This window comes from Kitasatospora sp. NPDC051164 (assembly GCF_044455625.1).
GTDB lineage: Bacteria > Actinomycetota > Actinomycetes > Streptomycetales > Streptomycetaceae > Kitasatospora.
Genome location: NZ_JBITFB010000002.1, coordinates 403,802 through 422,356, shown reverse-complemented (window position 1 = coordinate 422,356; position 18,555 = coordinate 403,802). Strand labels below are relative to the sequence as shown.

The window sequence follows — 18,555 nt, the reverse complement described above, 5'->3', positions numbered from 1 at the left end:
TCACGCAGAAAGGCACTTTTCGTGCGCAACGTTCTGAAGTTCACCAGCGTCCTCGCCACCGCCGGCCTCGCCCTGTCGCTGGCCGCCTGCAGCAGCTCGGGCTCGTCCTCCTCGGACCCGAACGCGCCGCTCAAGGTCGTCGCCAGCCCCACCCCGCACGGGCAGGTCCTCAAGTTCGTCAAGGACAACCTCGCGGACAAGGCCGGCCTCAAGCTCGACATCAAGGAGGTCACCGACTACGTGACCCCCAACACGGCGGTGCAGGACGGTTCGGCCGACGTCAACTACTTCCAGCACGTCCCGTACCTGGAGGACTTCAACAAGAAGAACGGCACCGACATCGTCTCCGTCGAGGCGGTGCACCTGGAGCCGCTGGGCGTCTACTCCAAGAAGGTCAAGGCGATCGCCGACCTGTCGGACGGCGCCACCATCGGCCTGCCGAACGACGCCACCAACGAGGGCCGCGCGCTCAAGCTGCTCGCCGACAACAAGCTGATCACCCTCAAGGACGGCGCCGGCACCGCCGCCACCCCGGCGGACATCACGGGCAACCCGAAGCACTTCAAGTGGAAGGAGCTGGAGGCGGCCCAGCTGCCCCGCTCCATCGCCGACCTCGACGCCGCCGTCATCAACGGCAACTACGCCCTCGACTCCGGCCTGAAGCCGGCCACCGACGCGCTGGTGCTGGAGAAGGCCGACGGCAACCCGTACGCCAACATCCTCGCCGTCAAGAAGGGCAAGGAGAACGACCCGCGGGTCAAGAAGCTCGCCGAGCTGCTGCACTCCGACGAGGTCAAGAAGTACATCAACGACACCTTCCAGGGCTCGGTCATCCCGGCCTTCTGATCCGTCGTACCGCCGTACGCCGCACCGCCCGACCGGGCCCCCGCCGCACCTCGGCGGGGGCCCGGTCGGGCAGTATGCACCAGGGACGCCCCGGGCGACGGTGTTCTGACGTACCGTCGTGCGCGCGGCGCACCACGTGGTACCCGGAGTGCGACGGAGGCGTACGGTGTTGTGTTCACGACCCGGCGAGGAGAGACGGCATGGCAGCGAGCTTCCCCGAGACCGCCATCAGCACCGAACGGCTGCTGCTGCGACCCCTTGCGGATGACGACGCCCCCGGCCTGGCCGCGATGATGGCCGACGACCTCGTCCTGGCCTGGACGGACCTCCCGCACCCCTTCACCGAGGCGTACGCGACCGAGCTCGCCCGCACCCTCGCCCCCGCCCACCGGGCCGCCGGACGCGGCATCGTCCTCGCCGTCACCGAACACCTGACCCAGCGCCTGGTGGGCCTGGTCGAGCTGCGCAACACCGACTGGCGGCTGCGCAGCACCGAGATCTCGTACGTCACCGCCGCGTGGGCGCGCGGCGAGGGCTACGCCCCGGAGGCCGTCCTCGGCGTCGCCCAGTGGCTGTTCGAGGACCGCGGCTTCCTGCGCCTGGAGATGCGCACCGCCGCCGGGAACACCGCCGCCCAGCAGGTCACCCAGAAGATCGGCGGCATCAGCGAGGGCGTGCTGCGCAGCGCCTGGATAGTGCGCGGCGAGTCCGGCGAGGTGGTCGAGGAGAGCCGCAGCGACCTCATCCTGTGGAGCCTGCTCCCCGAGGACCTGGAATCGCCCGAGCTGCACCGGGACGGCTGGCACGGCGATCACCGCTACGTGCTGCGCGACTGAACCGGCGCGGGACTGAACCCGCGGGTCCGGACCCGCGGGACTGAAGCCGCGCGACCGGACCCGCACGACACTTCCGTCGGCCACCCGCTCGTCACGGACATGTGTACGAGATGTCGGCCCCTGGGGGATCACACCCGGTAGCCTCTGACCGGCGCCGTGGACGGCGCAGCGAGTGGCGCACCGAGTCGAGGGAGAACGGCCGCAGATGGCTGACCGGATCACGGTCATCGGGTGGGACGGCACGCCGCTGACCGAGGCCGCCGGTGCGGCCCTCGCCGCGGCGACCCTGGTGGCCGGAGCCCCCTACCAACTGAGCGCCCTCCCGGTGCCGGAGGCCGCCGAGCGGATCGCCCTCGGCGACATCCGGCAGGCCGCCCGTCGGATCGCCGAGCACCGCGGCGCCGCCGTCGTGGTCGCCGAGGGCGACCCGGGCTTCTTCGGCGTGGTGCGCACCCTGCGCCGTCCCGAGTACGGCCTCGAACTCGAGGTGCTGCCCGCCGTCTCCTCCGTCGCCACCGCGTTCGCCCGGGCCGGCATGCCCTGGGAGGACGCCCAGGTCGTCAGCGCCCACGGCGGCCGGCTGCGCCGCGCGGCCAACATCTGCCGGGCCCACCCCAAGGTGGCGGTGCTCACCGCCCCGGGTGCCGGGCCCGCCGAACTCGCCCTGATGCTGCGCGGGGTGCACCGGACCTTCGTGGTCTGCGAGGCCCTCGGCACGCCGGAGGAGGACGTCACCGTCCTCACCTCCGACCGGATCGCCGACCACGTGTGGCGGGACCCCAACGTGGTGCTGGTGATCGGCGGCGGCGCCCGGACCGGCGCGGTGGACCAGGCGGCCGGCTGGCTGGCCGGGCGCCCGATCGGCTACCCCGGCGCGGAGCGCGGCTGGGCGCTCCCCGGTGACGCCTACGCGGGCGCCGGGCGCACGGGTGGTGAGACGGGCGCGTCGGACGCGCTTCCCGCGCACGTACGCGCCCTGGTGCTGGCCCGTCTGGGTGCACGTCCCGGGGACCTGGTCTGGTCGGTCGGCGCGGGCAGCGGCGCCCTCGCGGTGGAGGCGGCCCGGTTCGGCGCCGCCGTGGTCGCGGTCGAGGCCTCCCGCTCGGCCTGCGCCCGGCTGACCGTCAACGCCCGCCGGTACGGCGTCGAGGTGGAGGCCGTCCACGGGAGCGGCCCCGAGGTGCTGGGCGGCCTGCCGGAGCCGGACGCGGCGGTGGTGGAGTCCGGCGGACCGGATGTGGTGCGGGCGGTGCTGGCCCGCAAGCCGGAGCGGTTCGTCGCGCTGGCCCGGACCTTCGCCGAGGCGGAGGAGGTCCGCCGGGCGATCGGCGAGGCCGGCTACCGGGCGGACGGCGCGCTGCTCCAGTCGACCCCGCTGCGGGCCGCGGGGGAGGGCGGCGGGTTGGAGCTGGGGGCGGGCGCAACCGGCGCGCTGGTGCTCTGGGGTGAGCAGATCGTGTGAAGGCCTCGGGCGCGCGCCGGGGCCGTACGGTGGCACGGGCGGTGGCACGGACATGGCACGCGCGCCGCCCGGACGGTGATCCAGGTCGCATCCGGACACCGATTCGAGAGGTGACCGCGCCGGGCCGGTAGTGTGACGTCCTGGGCGGCTGCAATGGTCGGCGACCCACCCGATTCGGTCGGTTTGTCACCTTTTTGACGTGGTGCAACCCGCTTCCGCTCGGAGTGTGGGCAATTCGACGAGCCTCGTGCCGGACCTGGAGAATGCCGTAGGGTCCGGTGCGGTCGTGCCGGTTGCTCCGGGTTGTCGTTGTTTCAGACGACGTGCCGCCCTGTGTGGGCGGTGTGCAGGGCCGGGGTGCCGCAGCGCGCCGGAAGGACTTGGGCCGCAGCGCCACGGCGCGGCGGCCGCGTGTGGTTGAGGGGCGGGTCGGTGCAGGCCCGGCCCGTGCGGATGGGCGCTGCGATCGGTGATCGTGTCGCCAAGGGCGCGGCAGCGGCCTGGAAGGAGCTTGACAATGACCGATGGCGGCCACGTCCCGGGCGAGGGAATGCCGGAGCACCTGAACGCCGGGCCGGACCCGCTCGGCGGACCGGAGGGCGTCGCGGGCGTTGCACCTCTGCAGGGCGTCGCGACGGACGGCGGAATGATCCCGAACCCGGCGACCCCGGTCGGCGGCATGCCCGGTGGGATGCCTGGCGGCATGCCTCCGGGTGCGGGAGTCATCCCGCCGCAGGCCCAGCACGGCTACGCCGCCCCCGGCGTGTCGTCGCCCGGCCTCCCCGGCGAGGGGTGGGCCGTCGACCAGGGCGCCCCGCGCCCGGCCTTCCACTTCCTCGACCAGCCCGACACGCCGGACGGCCTGGACGACGAGGACGACGTCCTGCTGATGCCCGGCCCGCAGGGCTCCTGGGGCGAGCCGATGGCGTCCGTCCCCGCCGAGCAGATGCCGCTCGCACCGCAGCACGACGGCACCCCGGTGGAGCCGTCCTGGCCGCCGGTGGACCCGCCGGTGCTCGGCGCCGAGCACGTCCAGCAGCAGCCCGTCCAGCTGCAACAGCACGCGCAGCAGCAGATGACGCAGGCTCAGCAGCCGCGCCGCCCGCTGCACGCCGGCCCGCCGATCCCGGACCCGTCGCTGATGACCGGCCAGGTCCCGGTCCGCTCGCTGGCCGACCGCGGCCCGTCGCAGGGCGGCACGCCCGCGCACGGCATCCCGGTCGTCGGCCGGCCGCCGATGGCCGAGGCCACCGCCCCGGCTCCGGCCGTCGCGCCGCAGGCCGTTCCGACGACGCCGGTGCCGCCGGTCGTTCCGCTGGTCCCGGGTACTCCGGTGGCGGACGGTCAGCAGGTGCCGCTCGCCCAGGCCGTGCAGCAGGCGGTACAGGTGCCGCTGGCTTCGCCGCCGGTCGACGCCGTGTTCGCCGTCGAGACGGTCGGGGCGATCGAGGTGATCGAGGTCGTCGAGACGCCGGAGGCCACTCCGGCCGTCCAGGGTGACCAGACCCTCCAGGATGCCCAGGCCGCGCAGGCCGTGACGGCGCCCGAGGTTGCCGCGGAGGCCGTGGCCGTCGCGCCGCAGGCCGTCGTGGTCGAGCAGGTCGCCGAGCAGGCCCCGGCCGAGGCTTCTGCCGCGCCTGTGGCCGTGGCCGTCGCGCCCGTCGTCGTCGACGGTGCCGGCGAATCCGTCCCAGCCGAATCCGTCGCAGTGGAGTCCGTCGTTGTCGACGGTGCCGCCGAGCACGCCGAGGCCGCCGCTCAGGCCGGTCCGCCGCGCCGGATCTCCGCCTTCCTCGCCGCGCCCACCCCGCACGGCCTGCCCAAGGTCGAGGCGACCGGGCAGGCCCCGGCGGCCGAGGAGGCGGCGCCGCAGCAGCCCGCGCCCATAGCGGCCGCCGACGCCCCGCAGGCCGTCGAGGGCGGCGAGCCCGTCCAGGCCGCAGCCGCAGCCGCAGCCGAGCCGACCGAGCCCGTCCCGGCCGCCGAGGCTGCTGCGGTCGCGCCGGAGACGGTCGCCGCGCCGGTCGCCGAGACCGCCGCGGGCACCGGTGAGATGCCGTCCGGTCAGGCCGTCAACGAGCCCGCCGCCGAGCCCGAGCAGCCGCAGCAGGCCGCGCCGGGCGAGACCCCGGCGGAGGCTCCTGCCGAGCCGGTCGCCGAGCAGGCCCAGGCCCCGGCCGAGGCGCCCGCCGACGCCGTCACCGAGCCGGTGGTCGAGCCCGCGGCCGAGCCCGCCGTCGCGGCCGAGGCCGCGCAGCCCGCCGAAGCCGTCGCCCAGGAGGCGGAGCAGCAGCCCGCCGCCGAGGTCGGCGAGGCCGTAGCCGCGCCCGCCGAGGCCGTAGCCGCGCCCGCCGAGAGCGGTGCCGAGGCTACTGCCGAGGTCCCTGCCGAGAACGCCGGTGAGAGCGGTACCCAGAGTGGTGCCGAGGCCGCCGCCGAGCAGGTGCCCGCCGTCCCGGAGACCGAGACCCCGGCGGTGGCCGCCGCCGAGCCGGTCGGTGAGCAGGGCCAGGCCCCGGCCGAGGCTCCCGCCGCTGCCGACGCCGTCGCTGCTGAGGCTGCCGCCGAGGCCGCCGGGCAGGCCCCCGAGGCGCCCGTCGCCGAGGAGCCGCAGGCCGAGCAGCCCGCCGACCAGCAGGCCACCGCCGACCGGCAGGCCGCCGAGGAGACCGTCACCGAGGTGCCCGCCGACGCCCCGCAGGCCGCCGAGGAGCAGCCGCTGGAGGAGCAGCAGCCCGAGGAGCCCGCCGAGCCGCGCGGCCCGGCCGCCCCCGGCTACGACGAGGCCGGCCGCGAGGCCGTCCACCAGGTGCTCCGCGAGCGCCGCGACATCCGCAAGGGCTTCCGCCCGGACCCGATCCCGCACGAGGTGCTGATCCGCGTCCTGGAGGCCGCCCACACCGCGCCCAGCGTCGGCTACTCGCAGCCCTGGGACTTCGTGGTGATCCGCTCGGGCAAGACCCGCAAGCGGATGCACGCCCTGGCCGAGCGCCAGCGCGAGGCGTACGCGGACTCGCTGCCCAAGGGCCGGGCCAAGCAGTTCAAGGAAATCAAGATCGAGGCCATCCTCGACACCCCGGTCAACATCGTGGTGACCGCCGACCGCACCCGCGGCGGCCGGCACACCCTGGGCCGGCACACCCAGCCGCAGATGGCCCCGTACTCGGCCGCCCTGGCCGTCGAGAACCTCTGGCTGGCCGCCCGCGCCGAGGGCCTGGGCGTCGGCTGGGTGAGTTTCTTCGACGACGAGGAGCTGGTCCGCGAGCTCGGCCTGCCGGAGCACCTGGAGGTCGTCGCCTACCTGTGTGTCGGTTACGTCGACTCCTTCCCGGACGAGCCGGAGCTGGAGCAGCAGGGCTGGGCCAAGAAGCGCCCGCTGTCCTGGGTCGTCCACGAGGAGCAGTACGGCAACCGCGCGCTGCCCGGTGAGGAGCCGCAGAGCCTGCTCGCCGACACCCTGCGCGGCATCCGCCCGCTGGACGCCAAGGCGCTCGGCGAGGCCTGGGACCGGCAGAAGCGGATGACGAAGCCGGCCGGCTCGCTCGGCATGCTGGAGATCATCTCCGCCCAGCTGTGCGGCCTGTCCCGCAAGTGCCCGCCGCCGCTCCCGGAGCCCGCCTGCGTGGCGATCTTCGCCGCGGACCACGGCGTGCACGCCCAGGGGGTCAGCCCCTGGCCGCAGGAGGTGACCGCCCAGATGGTCGGCAACTTCCTGGCCGGGGGAGCGGTGATCAACTCCTTCGCCAAGCAGATCGGCACCGAGGTCTGCGTGGTCGACGTCGGTGTGGCCGCCGAGCTGCCGGACGCCGTCCAGCAGGGCCGGGCCACCGGTCTGCTGCCGCGCAAGGTCCGCCCCGGCACGGCCGACATGACCCAGGGCCCGGCGATGACCCGCGAGGAGGTCCTCAAGGCCATCGAGGTCGGCATCGAGACCGCCCGCGACCTGGTCGCGGCGGGCAACAAGGCACTGGTCACCGGCGACATGGGCATCGCCAACACCACCGCCTCGGCCGCGCTGATCTCGGTGTTCACCGGTCTCGACCCGGCCGAGGTGACCGGTCGCGGCACCGGCATCGACGACGAGACCCACGCCCGCAAGATCGAGGTCATCCGCGCCGCGCTGGCCCTGCACCAGCCCGACCCGAGCGACCCGGTCGGCGTCCTCGCCGCCGTCGGCGGCCTGGAGCACGCGGCCATCGCCGGTTTCCTGCTGGGCGCCGCCTCGCTGCGCACCCCGGTGGTGCTGGACGGGGTCATCGCCGGTTCGGCCGCACTGGCCGCCAAGGCGATCGCCCCCGAGGTGCTGGCCGCCTGCATCGCCGGCCACCGCTCCGCCGAGCCCGGCCACCAGGCCGCGCTGGCGAAGCTCGGTCTGCGTCCGCTGATCGACCTGGACCTGCGGCTCGGCGAGGGCACCGGTGCCCTGCTGGCCCTGCCGCTGGTGCAGAGCGCGGCACGGGCGATGCACGATGTAGCCACCTTCGATTCCGCCGGGGTCACCGAGAAGGCCTGACGCACACTTCGCACCGCTCCGCGGACCGGCCCGAGGGCGCCGGCCCGCGGAGCGGCGTCTCGCCGTACCGTCCCCCACCCTCACCCCGATCAGGAGCACCGTCGATGACCGCGCCCACCCCGCACCCGAGCACCGAGGGCCGTACCCCCTACCCGGTCGGCCTGCTGCTGGCCGGCCGCCGTGTCGTCGTGGTCGGCGGCGGACAGGTCGCCCAGCGGCGGCTGCCCGCCCTGATCGCCGCCGGGGCCGAGCTGCACCTGATATCCCCGGCCACCACCCCGGCCGTCCAGGCGATGGCCGACGCCGGCGAGCTCACCTGGCACGCCCGCCCGTACCAGGACGGCGACCTGGCCGACGCCTGGTACGCCTTGGTCGCCACCGACGACCCGGCCGTCAACGCGGCGGTCAGTGCCGAGGCCGAGCGCGGGCGGGTGTTCTGCTCCCGCAGCGACGACGCCTCCGCCGCCACCGCCTGGACCCCGGCCAGCGGCCGCGACGCGGGCGCCACCGTCGCCGTCCTCACCGGCGACCCGCGCCACTCCGCCGCCCTGCGCGACGCCATCGTGGACGGCCTGCGGGACGGCTCGCTGGCCGCCCGCCAGTACCGCTCGCACGGTGCCGGCGTCGCCCTGGTCGGCGGCGGCCCCGGAGACCCGGACCTGATCACCGTGCGCGGCCGCCGTCTGCTCGCCGACGCCGACGTGGTGGTCGCCGACCGCCTCGCCCCGCGCGAGCTGCTCGCCGAGCTGCCCGAGCACGTCGAGGTGATCGACGCCTCCAAGATCCCGTACGGCCGGTTCATGGCCCAGGAGGCGATCAACCGCACGCTGATCGAGCACGCCAAGGCCGGCAAGTTCGTGGTCCGGCTCAAGGGCGGCGATCCGTACGTCTTCGGGCGCGGCGGCGAGGAGCTGCTGGCCTGCGCCGAGGCGGGTCTTCCGGTCACCGTCGTGCCCGGGATCTCCAGCTCGATCAGCGTCCCGGCCTCGGCCGGCGTCCCGGTCACCCACCGGGGCATGACGCACGAGTTCACGGTGATCTCCGGCCACGTCGGCCCGGACGACGAGCGCTCCCTGACCAACTGGGAGGCCGCCGCGAAGATGAGCGGCACCCTGGTGCTGCTGATGGCCGTGGACAAGATCGGCGCGATCGCCGCCCGACTGGTCGAGTACGGCCGCCCGGCGACCACCCCGGTTGCGATCGTCCAGGAGGGCACCACCGCCGCCCAGCGCCGGGTGGACGCCACCCTGGGCACTGTCGCCGCGGTGGTCGAGGCCGAGGGCGTCAAGCCTCCGGCGGTCATCGTCATCGGGGACGTCGTCAATGTCCTGGCCGCCGCCTTCCGGCCGTAGGCCCTCCCGGAGCGGACCCTTCCAGAGTGGGCCCTCCCGGACTGGACCCTCCCGGAGTGGGAAGTCGGCCCGGCCGACTTCCTACTCCAGCGGTTGCTCCGTCCAGATGACCTTCCCGGTCGCCGTGTAGCGCGTCCCCCAGCGGTCCGCGAACTGCGCGACCAGGAACAGCCCGCGCCCGCCCTCGTCCTCGGTCGCCGCGTACCGCAGGTGGGGCGAGGTGCTGCTGCCGTCCGACACCTCGCAGATCAGCGCCCGGTCCCGCAGCAGCCGCACCCGGATCGGCCCGGAGCCGTACCGGATCGCGTTGGTCACCAGCTCGCTCAGGATCAGCTCGGTGACGAACGCGGCCTCGTCCAGCCCCCAGGCCTCCAGCCGCCGCGCCACCTCTGCCCGGACGGCACCCACCGCCGCCGGGTCGGACGGCACCTCCCACTCCGCCACCTGGTCCGGCGCCAGCACCCTGGTCTGCGCCACCAGCAGCGCGATGTCGTCCTGCGGGTGCGTCGGCAGCATCGCCCCGAGCACGTCCGCGCAGGTCTGCTCGGGCGTGCGCGGCGGGCCGGTCAGCGCCGTCCGCAACAGCTCCAGCCCTTCGTCGATGTCCCGGTCGCGGTCCTCCACCAGCCCGTCCGTGTAGAGCACCAGCCGACTGCCCTCGGCCAGGTCCAGCTCGGCGGTCTCGAACGGCAGCACCGCCAGCCCGAGCGGCGGCCCGGTCGGCAGCTCCGGGAACACCACCCGGCCCTGCGGGTCCACCACGGCCGGCGGCGGGTGCCCGGCGGTGGCCAGCGTGCAGCGCCGCGACACCGGGTCGTAGATCGCGTACAAGCAGGTCGCCCCGGTCAGCCCGGCGCTCTCGCCGCTCGCCGCCTCGTCCTGGTCGATCCGGTTCACCAGCTCGTCCAGGTGCCCCAGCAGCTCGTCCGGCGGCAGGTCCAGGGTCGAGAAGTTGTGGATCGCGGTGCGCAGCCGGCCCATCGTCGCCGCCGCGTGCAGCCCGTGCCCCACCACGTCCCCGACCACCAGGGCCACCCGCGCGCCCGGCAGCGGGATCACGTCGAACCAGTCCCCGCCCACCCCGGCCTGGGCCGGCAGGTAGCGGTGCGCCACGTCCAGTGCGTTCTGGGCCGGCAGCCGGCGCGGCAGCAGGCTGTGCTGCAGCGTCACCGCCATCGCGTGCTCCCGGGTGTAGCGGCGGGCGTTGTCGATGCACACCGCCGCGTGCGACACCAGCTCCTCGGCCAGCGCCAGGTCGTCCGTCTCGAACGGCTCCGCCCGCTGTGCCCGCCAGAACCGGGCCACCCCCAGCAGCACCCCGCGCGCCCGCAGCGGCACCCGCACCAGGGAGTGCACCCCGTACTCCAGCACCTGCGCCGACCGCTCCGGGTCCTGATCGCGCCACCGCCGGGCCTCCGCCAGCTTCGGCTCCAGGCCCGGCTTTCCGCTGTGCAGCGCCCCGGCCAGCGGGGTCGCGGGCACCACGTCCAGCACCGTGCCGACCGGGTAGAACGGCGCGTCGTCCCGCACGCCCGTCACCGCCGCCCGCCGCATCCGCCCCAGCGAGGAACCCGGGGGCGGCTCCTCGCCCACCAGCACCTGCTCCGCGACGTCCACCGTCACGAAGTCCGCGAACCGGGGCACGGCGACCTGCGCCAGCTCCTCCGCCGTCCGCGTCACGTCCAGCGTGCTGCCCACCGTCACCCCGGCGTCGTACAGCAGCCGCAGCCGCCGCTGCGCGCGCTCGGCCCGGCCGGACAGCGCCAGCAGCTCGGTGGAGTCACGCAGCGTGGCGACGCAGCCGGGCAGGCCGCCGGGGGCCTGGTCGGTCAGCCGGACGTTCACCGCCAGCAGCCGCTCCCCGGCCAGCACCACCTCGTCGGTCACCTGGCGGTTGGCGGTCAGCAGCTCCAGTGGCGCCTGTTCGAGGCCCAGCCCGGCCACCGGACGGCCTTCGGCGTCCGGCGGCAGGTCCAGCAGCCGCCGAGCCTCGTCGTTGCAGAGCAGTAGTCGGCCGTCCCCGCCGACGATCACGACGCCCTCGCGCACCGCGTGCAGGACGGCCGCGTGGTGCTCGTACATCCGGGTCATCTCGATCGGGCCCAGCCCGCGCGTCTGCCGCCGCAGCCGACGGCTGATCAGCGCCGTTCCTAGCGTGGCCAGCCCGATCGCGCCGGCCGCCGCGCCCAGCACCACCGGCAGCTGACGCTCGCTCGCCGTGCTGACGTTCGCCAGCGTGACGCCCGCCGAGACCAGCCCGACCACCTGGCCGTCCGGTGCGTACACCGGGACCACCGCCTGCACCAGCGGGCCGAGCGTGCCCGTGATGTGCTCGGTCACCACCTGGCCGTGCAGTGCGGGCTGGTAGTTGCCGACGAACGGTTGGCCGATCCGGGCCGGGTTCGGGTGGGTGTAGCGGATGCCCTGGTTGCTCAGGACGACGATGAAGTCCACGCCCGAGGCGATCCGCGCGGACTGCGCCTTCGGCTGGAGGATCGCGGTCGGGTCGGGGGAGCGGAGGGCAGCCACCATGCCCGGCGAGTTGGCGAAGGTCTGGGCGACCGCCACCGACCGGTTGCGGGCCTCGTTGTCGGCGTCCTTGTGCGACTGCACCACCAGCGCCACCACGGCGGCCGCCACCAGCAGCAGGACGATCAGGATCTGCAGCGCGAACACCTGCCCGGCCACCGACCGGTGCCACACCGGCCACGCCCGCTTCGCGCGCGGCAGCTGTGGCCGACCGTGTGGGCGCCCACCGGAGGAGCCGGCGGAGCCAGTGGCGCCAGAGGCCGACGGAGCCCAGGATCGGCCCGGATAACGGGCCATACGGTCATATTTGCACTCCGACTAGCCGGGGACCACCCCGTCCCCTCGGCCGTTTGGCCTTCCCCGTCCCGGCTTGGCAAGATCACAGGGTGTCCGAACCCAGCACCATCACCGACCCGGCCGACCCCCGCCTCGCCGACTACACCGGCCTCACCGACGTCGAACTGCGCCGCCGCCGCGAACCCGCCGAGGGCCTGTTCATCGCCGAGGGGGAGAAGGTCATCCGCCGCGCCCTCGCCGCCGGCTACCGGATGCGGTCGATGCTGCTCACCACCAAGTGGCTGGACGTGATGGCCGACGTCATCGCCGAGGCCGACGCCCCGGTCCACGTGGTCGAGCCCGCGCTCGCCGAAGCCGTCACCGGCTACCACGTCCACCGCGGCGCGCTCGCCTCGATGGAGCGCAAGCCCCTCCCGGACGCCGCCGACCTGCTCGCCGGGGCCCGCCGGGTCGCCGTCCTGGAGGGCCTGGTCGACCACACCAACCTCGGCGCCATCTTCCGCAGCGCCGCCGCCCTCGGAATGGACGCGGTCCTGCTCTCGCCGGACTGCGCCGACCCGCTCTACCGGCGCGCCGTCAAGGTCTCGATGGGTGCCGTCTTCGCGGTCCCGTACGCCCGCCTGGACCCCTGGCCCGCCGCCCTCGACACCGTCCGCGCGGCCGGCTTCACCCTCCTCGCCCTCACCCCCGCGGACAACGCCGTCGACCTCGCCGGCCTCACCCCGCACCGCCTCCCCAAGGCCGCTCTCCTGCTCGGCGCCGAGGGCGACGGCCTCACCCCCCACGCCATCGCCGCCGCCGACCACCCCGTCCGCATCCCGATGGCACACGGCATCGACTCGCTCAACGTGGGCGCCGCCGCAGCCGTGGCCTTCTATGCCGTCACCACCCCCTGACGTCCCCGGGCCCGCCGCCCCTCCCGCTCCTGGGACCGTCACGGCTGGACCCGTCACCGCGTCATCAGAAGTCGGCGGGCCCGACTTCTGATGCCGGCCCTTCGTGGATGCCGGGCCCCTTGCCCCTACTTCACGCCGGAGCCAGGCCTTGCGCCAGGAGTCGGCGGGCCCGACGTCCCGCGCGGACGCCCAGCCGAATCGTGTCGGGTCAGCCCTTCGGGGCCGTGGGCGGGGCCGGGGCGGCGGCGGGGGGCGGGGTGGGGCCGCCGGGGGCGCCGGGCCAGGACTCGTCGAGGGTGCCGTCGGCGCGGACGGTGTAGCGGGTGGAGGTGACGGCGCCCGTGGCGGCGACGCGCTCCTCGCGGACGACCGTGCTGCCGTCCAGTCGCCAGGCGGCCGTCGCCTGCGGGTCCGCCGCCGAGGTGCGGGAGGTGGTGGCGACAGGCGTGTCCCCGGCGAAGGTGTAGAGCTGGACGAGGTCGACCGGCGCCGAGCCCTCCGCCCGCCGTAGGACCACGACCGCGGCCGGCAGGCCCTTGTACCGGGCCGGCAGCACCGCGCTCAGGGCGACCTGCGGCCCGGCCCCGGCCGAGTGCCCGTCCTTCAGCGCGATGGCCGGTCCGCCCGCGCCGTCGGGGTAGCTGCGGTTCGGCCAGTCGACCGCCGGCACCGGCGCCTGCGGGGCAGCCAGGGAGCCGTCCGCCGCGCCGCCGCGAGCCGCTGCCGGGAGGGGCGTGGCCGAGGGCTGCGGGGCGACGTCCACGGACGTCCCCGGCACCGCCAGTTGGCCGCCGCCGCTGCCACCACTGGCACCGCCGCCGCTCACACTCGCGACCACCCTGGTGGGCGGCCTCAGACCCTGGTTGCCCCGGTCCTCGCATCCCTGCGCCGCCGCGATGGCCAGCGCCACCCCGATGGTCACGGTGACGAAGACCACGAGCCGCTGCCGCAGCAGCCGCTGCCGTGCCGTGCCGGGCCGCCCGCCGGGGGCGGGGGTGTGCTGGCGGTCCCGGGGGCCGGGCCGGTCCGGGGGCGGAGTGTGCGGACGGTCGGGACGCCGGCGCAGCGGACGGGTCACGGGTGTCGGCTCGGGCCGGGGGAGCGGCGCGGCCGCCCCGTGCGGGCGGCGCCCCGCCGTTCCGGAAACCGGCGCACCGGCACGGCCCGCGGCCGCCCGGGCCCGCGCAGCGGCGGGCGGCTCGGGCGAGCGTCCGGGCGCCGGAACGCCCGGCCGGGCACCGTCCTGCGGGGCGGGTGCGGCCGCCGCCCGTCCCGGCCGGGCCGCGCGCGCACCGCCGCCGGAGGCCCCGGCGGCCGTGCCGCGCGCCGCCAGTTCGCTGAGCCGCTCGTGCAGCGCGGCCGCACCGGGCCGTTCGGCGGGTTCCTTGGCCAGGCAGGCCCGGATCAGTGGAGAAAGCTGGGGCGGCACCGTGGACAGGTCGGGTTCCTCGTGGACGACCCGGTACAGCATCACCTCGGAGGACGCCCCCGACCCGAACGGGGTGTCCCCGGTGAGCGCGTACGCGAGGGTGGCCCCGAAGGCGAAGACGTCGGTGGCGGGCGTGACGGCGACCCCGCGTACCTGCTCGGGGGCGAGGAAGCCGGGGGAGCCGACCGCCGTGCCGACGTGGGTGAGCGTGCTGGCGCCGCGCGACCACGCGATGCCGAAGTCGATGATCCGCGGGCCACGCGGTGAGAGCAGGATGTTGGAGGGTTTGAGGTCGCGGTGGACCACCCCGGCCTCGTGCACCTTGACCAGCCCGTCGGCGAGCGCGGCCCCGATCCGGGCCGCCTCGGGCCAGCTCATCGGCCCCTCGTCGCCGACCTGCTTGTACAGCGAGGGCCCGGGCACGTAGGCGGTGGCCAGCCAGGGCCGGTCGGCCTCGATGTCCGAGCCGACCACGCGGGCGGTGCAGCCGCCCCGGATCCGGGAGGCGGCGGCGATCTCGCGGGCGAAGCGGGTGCGGAACTCCTGGTCCTCGGCGAGTTCGGCGCGGATCAGCTTGAGCGCGACGCGCTGCCCGCGGCGGTCGGATCCGAGGTAGACCACACCCATGCCGCCGGCGCCCAGTCGCCGGTGCAGGCGGTACGGCCCGACGATGCGGGGGTCCTCACGCCTCAGCCGCATCATCGCCATGTCCCGTTCTCCGTCAGCCTGTGGGTGAGGCCCCGTCGGTTGGGCCATCGTCAGTTCTGTCTGGCACAGCTTACGGACTGCCCGCTGCGGTGTGCTGATACGCAACACCTGAAGCCGCCGTGCGATTGTCTGATCTTGCGTTGACCTGCAGGTCACAGGGGTGCCGGATCGCCTCTCGGGGTTGGCCCTCAGGGTTCCCTCGGGGGTTGGATCAGCCTTCCCTCCCCCTGCGGTAGTAGGCCTCAAGTCCGGGCGTCATCCTCCGGGACGTCCGAGGAACAGTACGACGGCATGACGTCCGCAGGGCCCCTGCCCAATAGCGTTGTGCCCAGCGGTGGACGGGGAGCTCGTCCCCCGAGGTAAGCCGTCCACCGCGCCAACTCGACCGGATCAGGAGTCAGGGCATGGCACCGCAGCTCACGGGAACCCCCCGCCGCCGTCGGCCGGCCTCCGTCCAGTCCCGGTCCACCACGGAGCAGCCCACCCGGCACCCCGCGGTGGCGTTGGCCATGGCCCTGCCGTGCGCCGTGCTCCTGGTCCTGCTCTTCGGTGGATGGGACCAAATGGCGAACCAGGCCCAGGCAGTCGCCGATCTGATCGGCCGCTGAGGTCTCAGGCGCCACCTGAGAAAGGACGCCGCCCCCTGCGGGCGGCCACAGAACGGGCACCGGTCCCCTGGGGACGGGGAGCGGTGCCGCCGGGGAGGGCCGCGGCCGCGCTGACACGCGGACGGGCGTGAGCGGTGCGCAGAGCGCCCCGGCAGGCGGAGACGCCGCGTACGGACGTCGGTGAGGGCGTCCGTACGCGGCTCTTCTTCTTCATGACGACCGGTTCATGACGACCGGCCGATCCTCACCACGACCGGTGCATGCAAAAGGCCGGGGCCGCAACCCTTACGGATTGCGACCCCGGCCGTTACTGTGCGCGATACTGGGATTGAACCAGTGACCCCTACCGTGTCAAGGTAGTGCTCTCCCGCTGAGCTAATCGCGCCTGGTGTGGCGGTCCTGCAGCAGACCCCGAAGGGCCCGACGTGCGCGATACTGGGATTGAACCAGTGACCCCTACCGTGTCAAGGTAGTGCTCTCCCGCTGAGCTAATCGCGCGGGGAGGTCTCCCGGTGGAACCGGGTGAACCTCTTGGAGGTGGAGACGGGATTTGAACCCGTGTACACGGCTTTGCAGGCCGTTGCCTCGCCTCTCGGCCACTCCACCAGGCAACACACGAAGAACGATCTTACACTGTTCTCCATCGAGCGGACGACGAGATTCGAACTCGCGACCCTCACCTTGGCAAGGTGATGCTCTACCAACTGAGCCACGTCCGCCTGTCTCCCGGGATCTTCACCGTTTTTCTCGGCTGCGCTCCCTGGCGACGTGTTGAACTCTAGCGGATTCCTGGGCCAGCTAAAAATCCGTTCCCGCAGCGTGCCGAGGGGATGCCCCCCGCGTGCCGTTCCGTCAGCCCTCACGGGCGGCCACGGCCGCCACCTGCGGCGCTCCCGGATGATCATCCGCACGCCACCCGACGCACACCTGCGCGACGCCCGAGGCCGCTCGTTCCCGGGCCCGCATCCGGACCCGCACCAGGGGCCGGATGCCACCTCCAGGCTCACGCCCCGGCTCGCGCGCCGTCGCACGGCGGCTCACCAGGGCCGGGCCCGCGCCCCCGACCTACACTTCAGGCACCGCCGCCCAGCACACCGCGCAGGAGAACCGTGTCCGGCCACCCCGACCCCAGCACCCCGCTCGCCCGCTTCGGCGGCCGCCTGGCCACCGGACTGCGCGACGTCACCTCGGACCCGGCCGCCCTCGACTCCTCCGGCTACTGGGCCGTCGCCTACGACTTCGAGGGCCGACTGACCTGCGCCCGCTTCGACGAGGTCCGCCCCGCCCCCGCCCCGCCCTCCGGCGCCGGCTGGCGCGGCCCGGACGCCGGCAGCTGGCACAGCTCCCTGGACCGCACCGCCTACACCGCGGGCGTACGCCGCATCCGCGAGCACATAGCCGCCGGCGAGGTCTACCAGGCCAACCTCTGCCGGGTGCTGTCCGCGCCGCTGCCCGACCCGGACCTCAGCGACATCGACGCCCTCACCGGCCTCCTCGCCCACGGCAACCCCGCCCCCTACGCCGGCACCATCCGACTGCCCGGGCACGGCGTCGAGATCGCCACCGCCTCACCCGAGCTCTACCTGCGCCGCACCGGCCGCACCGTCTCCTCCGGCCCGATCAAGGGCACCGGCCGCACCGAGGACGACCTCCTCGACAAGGACCATGCCGAGAACGTGATGATCGTGGACCTGGTCCGCAACGACCTCGGCCGCGTCTGCGACACCGGCAGCGTCACCGTCCCCGACCTCTGCGCCGTCGAGAAGCACCCCGGCCTGGTCCACCTGGTCTCCACCGTCGAGGGCACCCTGCGCGAGGACGTCGGCTGGCCCGGACTCCTCACCGCCACCTTCCCGCCCGGCTCCGTCACCGGCGCCCCCAAATCCAGCGCGCTGCGGATCATCGACGCCCTGGAGACCGCCCCGCGCGGCCCCTACTGCGGCGCCGTCGGCTGGGTCGACGCCGACTGCGGCGAGGGCGAACTCGCCGTCGGCATCCGCACCTTCTGGCTCGACCGGACCGACCCCGGCACGCCCGTCCTGCGCTTCGGCACCGGCGCCGGCATCACCTGGGGCTCCGACCCCGACCGCGAGTGGGCGGAAACCGAACTGAAGGCCGCCCGACTGGTCGCGATAGCGTCGGACCGCGAACCCGACCAGACCGGGGAATGAGCCGCACCGCTCACCGCGCCCACCGCTGAGGAGCAGACCTCGATGCACAACCGCACCACGAGCTGGGTCAACGGCACCCTCGTCGACTCCGCCGACGCCGCCGTCTCGGTCCTCGACCACGGCCTCACCACCGGCGACGGCGTCTTCGAGACCATGAAGACCGTCGACGGCAAGGCCTTCGCGGTCACCCGCCACCTCGACCGGCTCACCCGCTCCGCCCGCGGCCTCGGCCTGCCCGACCCCGACCACGACCTGGTCCGCGAGGCCTGCGCCCAGGTCCTCGCCGCCAACCCCGCGCCGCTCGGCCGCCTGCGCGTGACCTACACCGGCGGGCAGGCCCCGCTCGGCTCGGAGCGCGGCACCACCGGCCCCACCCTCGTCGTCGCCCTCGGCGCCATCAACCGCCGCCCCGACGAGACCGCCGTCGCCGTCGTCCCCTGGCGCCGCAACGAGCACAGCGCCGTCGCCGGCCTCAAGACCACCTCGTACGCCGAGAACGTCGTCGCCCTGGCCGCCGCCCATCGCGCCGGCGCCTCCGAGGCCCTGTTCGCCAACACCGCCGGCCGACTCTGCGAGGGCACCGGCTCCAACGTCTTCGTGGTCATCGGCGGCCGCCTGCTCACCCCGGCCCTCGCCTCCGGCTGCCTGGCCGGCATCACCCGGCGGCTCGTCATCGACTGGTGCGGCGCCGAGGAGGCCGACCTCCCGCTCGACGCCCTCCAGGACGCCGAGGAGGTCTTTCTGACCTCCACCACCCGCGACGTCCAGGCCGTCACCCGCGTCGACGACCGCGAACTGCCCGGCATCGGCCCCGTGACCGCCAAGGCCATGGCCGTCTTCACCGAGCGCAGCGGCGACGACCTCGACCCGTGATGCCCGCCTCCGGGAGACGGAACCGGCCGCGTGGA

General features: G+C 74.6%; 10 protein-coding genes, 4 tRNA genes and 1 pseudogene. 9 read left to right on the top strand and 6 right to left on the bottom strand.

All coding sequences use genetic code 11. The features are described 5' to 3' along the window. Positions 1 to 21 precede the first annotated feature (21 nt). From ACIBEC_RS04450 to cobA, 5 genes are all read left to right on the top strand, one after another. Positions 22 to 846, top strand: coding sequence for a MetQ/NlpA family ABC transporter substrate-binding protein (locus ACIBEC_RS04450; protein WP_360498409.1), 825 nt, complete (start codon positions 22 to 24; stop codon positions 844 to 846). 200 nt (positions 847 to 1,046) lie between these two features. After that, a complete protein-coding gene (locus tag ACIBEC_RS04445; RefSeq protein WP_360498411.1) occupies positions 1,047 to 1,682 on the top strand; it encodes a GNAT family N-acetyltransferase in 636 nt (211 codons plus the stop codon). A gap of 205 nt (positions 1,683 to 1,887) precedes the next feature. Further along, positions 1,888 to 3,144 carry a precorrin-6y C5,15-methyltransferase (decarboxylating) subunit CbiE gene (cbiE, locus tag ACIBEC_RS04440; RefSeq protein WP_360498413.1) on the top strand — a complete coding sequence of 419 codons (1,257 nt, stop codon included), beginning with the start codon at positions 1,888 to 1,890 and terminating at the stop codon, positions 3,142 to 3,144. Positions 3,145 to 3,661: 517 nt separating this feature from the next. Then, positions 3,662 to 7,657, top strand: a complete 3,996-nt coding sequence (cobT, locus tag ACIBEC_RS04435) for a nicotinate-nucleotide--dimethylbenzimidazole phosphoribosyltransferase (protein ID WP_360498415.1) — start codon at positions 3,662 to 3,664, stop codon at positions 7,655 to 7,657. Positions 7,658 to 7,761: 104 nt separating this feature from the next. Continuing rightward, entirely contained in the window at positions 7,762 to 9,009 is a 1,248-nt protein-coding gene (gene cobA / locus ACIBEC_RS04430) for a uroporphyrinogen-III C-methyltransferase (RefSeq protein ID WP_360498417.1), read from the top strand. Between the two features lie 81 nt (positions 9,010 to 9,090). On the opposite strand, the gene ACIBEC_RS04425 is transcribed toward cobA, so the two are convergent. Next, the gene (locus ACIBEC_RS04425; RefSeq protein WP_360498419.1) at positions 9,091 to 11,835 is read right to left on the bottom strand and encodes a SpoIIE family protein phosphatase; all 2,745 of its coding nucleotides are present in this window, start codon (positions 11,833 to 11,835) and stop codon (positions 9,091 to 9,093) included. An 89-nt stretch (positions 11,836 to 11,924) separates the two neighbouring features. Here ACIBEC_RS04425 and ACIBEC_RS04420 point away from each other — a divergent pair, with 89 nt between their 5' ends. Continuing rightward, positions 11,925 to 12,731 carry an RNA methyltransferase gene (locus tag ACIBEC_RS04420; protein WP_360498421.1) on the top strand — a complete coding sequence of 269 codons (807 nt, stop codon included), beginning with the start codon at positions 11,925 to 11,927 and terminating at the stop codon, positions 12,729 to 12,731. Between the two features lie 874 nt (positions 12,732 to 13,605). Here the strand turns inward: ACIBEC_RS04420 and ACIBEC_RS04415 are convergent. Then, a pseudogene (locus tag ACIBEC_RS04415) lies at positions 13,606 to 14,868 on the bottom strand (serine/threonine-protein kinase); the annotation flags it as partial. Positions 14,869 to 15,272: 404 nt separating this feature from the next. Here ACIBEC_RS04415 and ACIBEC_RS04410 point away from each other — a divergent pair. After that, positions 15,273 to 15,476, top strand: a complete 204-nt coding sequence (locus ACIBEC_RS04410; RefSeq protein ID WP_360498423.1) for a hypothetical protein — start codon at positions 15,273 to 15,275, stop codon at positions 15,474 to 15,476. A gap of 313 nt (positions 15,477 to 15,789) precedes the next feature. On the opposite strand, the gene ACIBEC_RS04405 is transcribed toward ACIBEC_RS04410, so the two are convergent. The 4 genes from ACIBEC_RS04405 to ACIBEC_RS04390 all read right to left on the bottom strand — a co-directional run bounded on the left by ACIBEC_RS04405 (position 15,790) and on the right by ACIBEC_RS04390 (position 16,195). Beyond that, a tRNA-Val gene (locus ACIBEC_RS04405) sits at positions 15,790 to 15,861 on the bottom strand. 41 nt (positions 15,862 to 15,902) lie between these two features. Further along, positions 15,903 to 15,974: transfer RNA gene (locus ACIBEC_RS04400), tRNA-Val, on the bottom strand. Between the two features lie 34 nt (positions 15,975 to 16,008). Continuing rightward, a tRNA-Cys gene (locus ACIBEC_RS04395) sits at positions 16,009 to 16,082 on the bottom strand. 40 nt (positions 16,083 to 16,122) lie between these two features. Continuing rightward, positions 16,123 to 16,195: transfer RNA gene (locus tag ACIBEC_RS04390), tRNA-Gly, on the bottom strand. A gap of 390 nt (positions 16,196 to 16,585) precedes the next feature. Between ACIBEC_RS04390 and ACIBEC_RS04385 the strand changes: the two genes are divergently transcribed. Both ACIBEC_RS04385 and ACIBEC_RS04380 read left to right on the top strand, forming a co-directional pair. Then, the gene (locus ACIBEC_RS04385) at positions 16,586 to 17,647 is read left to right on the top strand and encodes a chorismate-binding protein (RefSeq protein WP_360498425.1); all 1,062 of its coding nucleotides are present in this window, start codon (positions 16,586 to 16,588) and stop codon (positions 17,645 to 17,647) included. Positions 17,648 to 17,689: 42 nt separating this feature from the next. Next, the gene (locus ACIBEC_RS04380; RefSeq protein ID WP_360498427.1) at positions 17,690 to 18,520 is read left to right on the top strand and encodes an aminodeoxychorismate lyase; all 831 of its coding nucleotides are present in this window, start codon (positions 17,690 to 17,692) and stop codon (positions 18,518 to 18,520) included. The last annotated feature ends 35 nt before the right edge of the window (positions 18,521 to 18,555 follow it).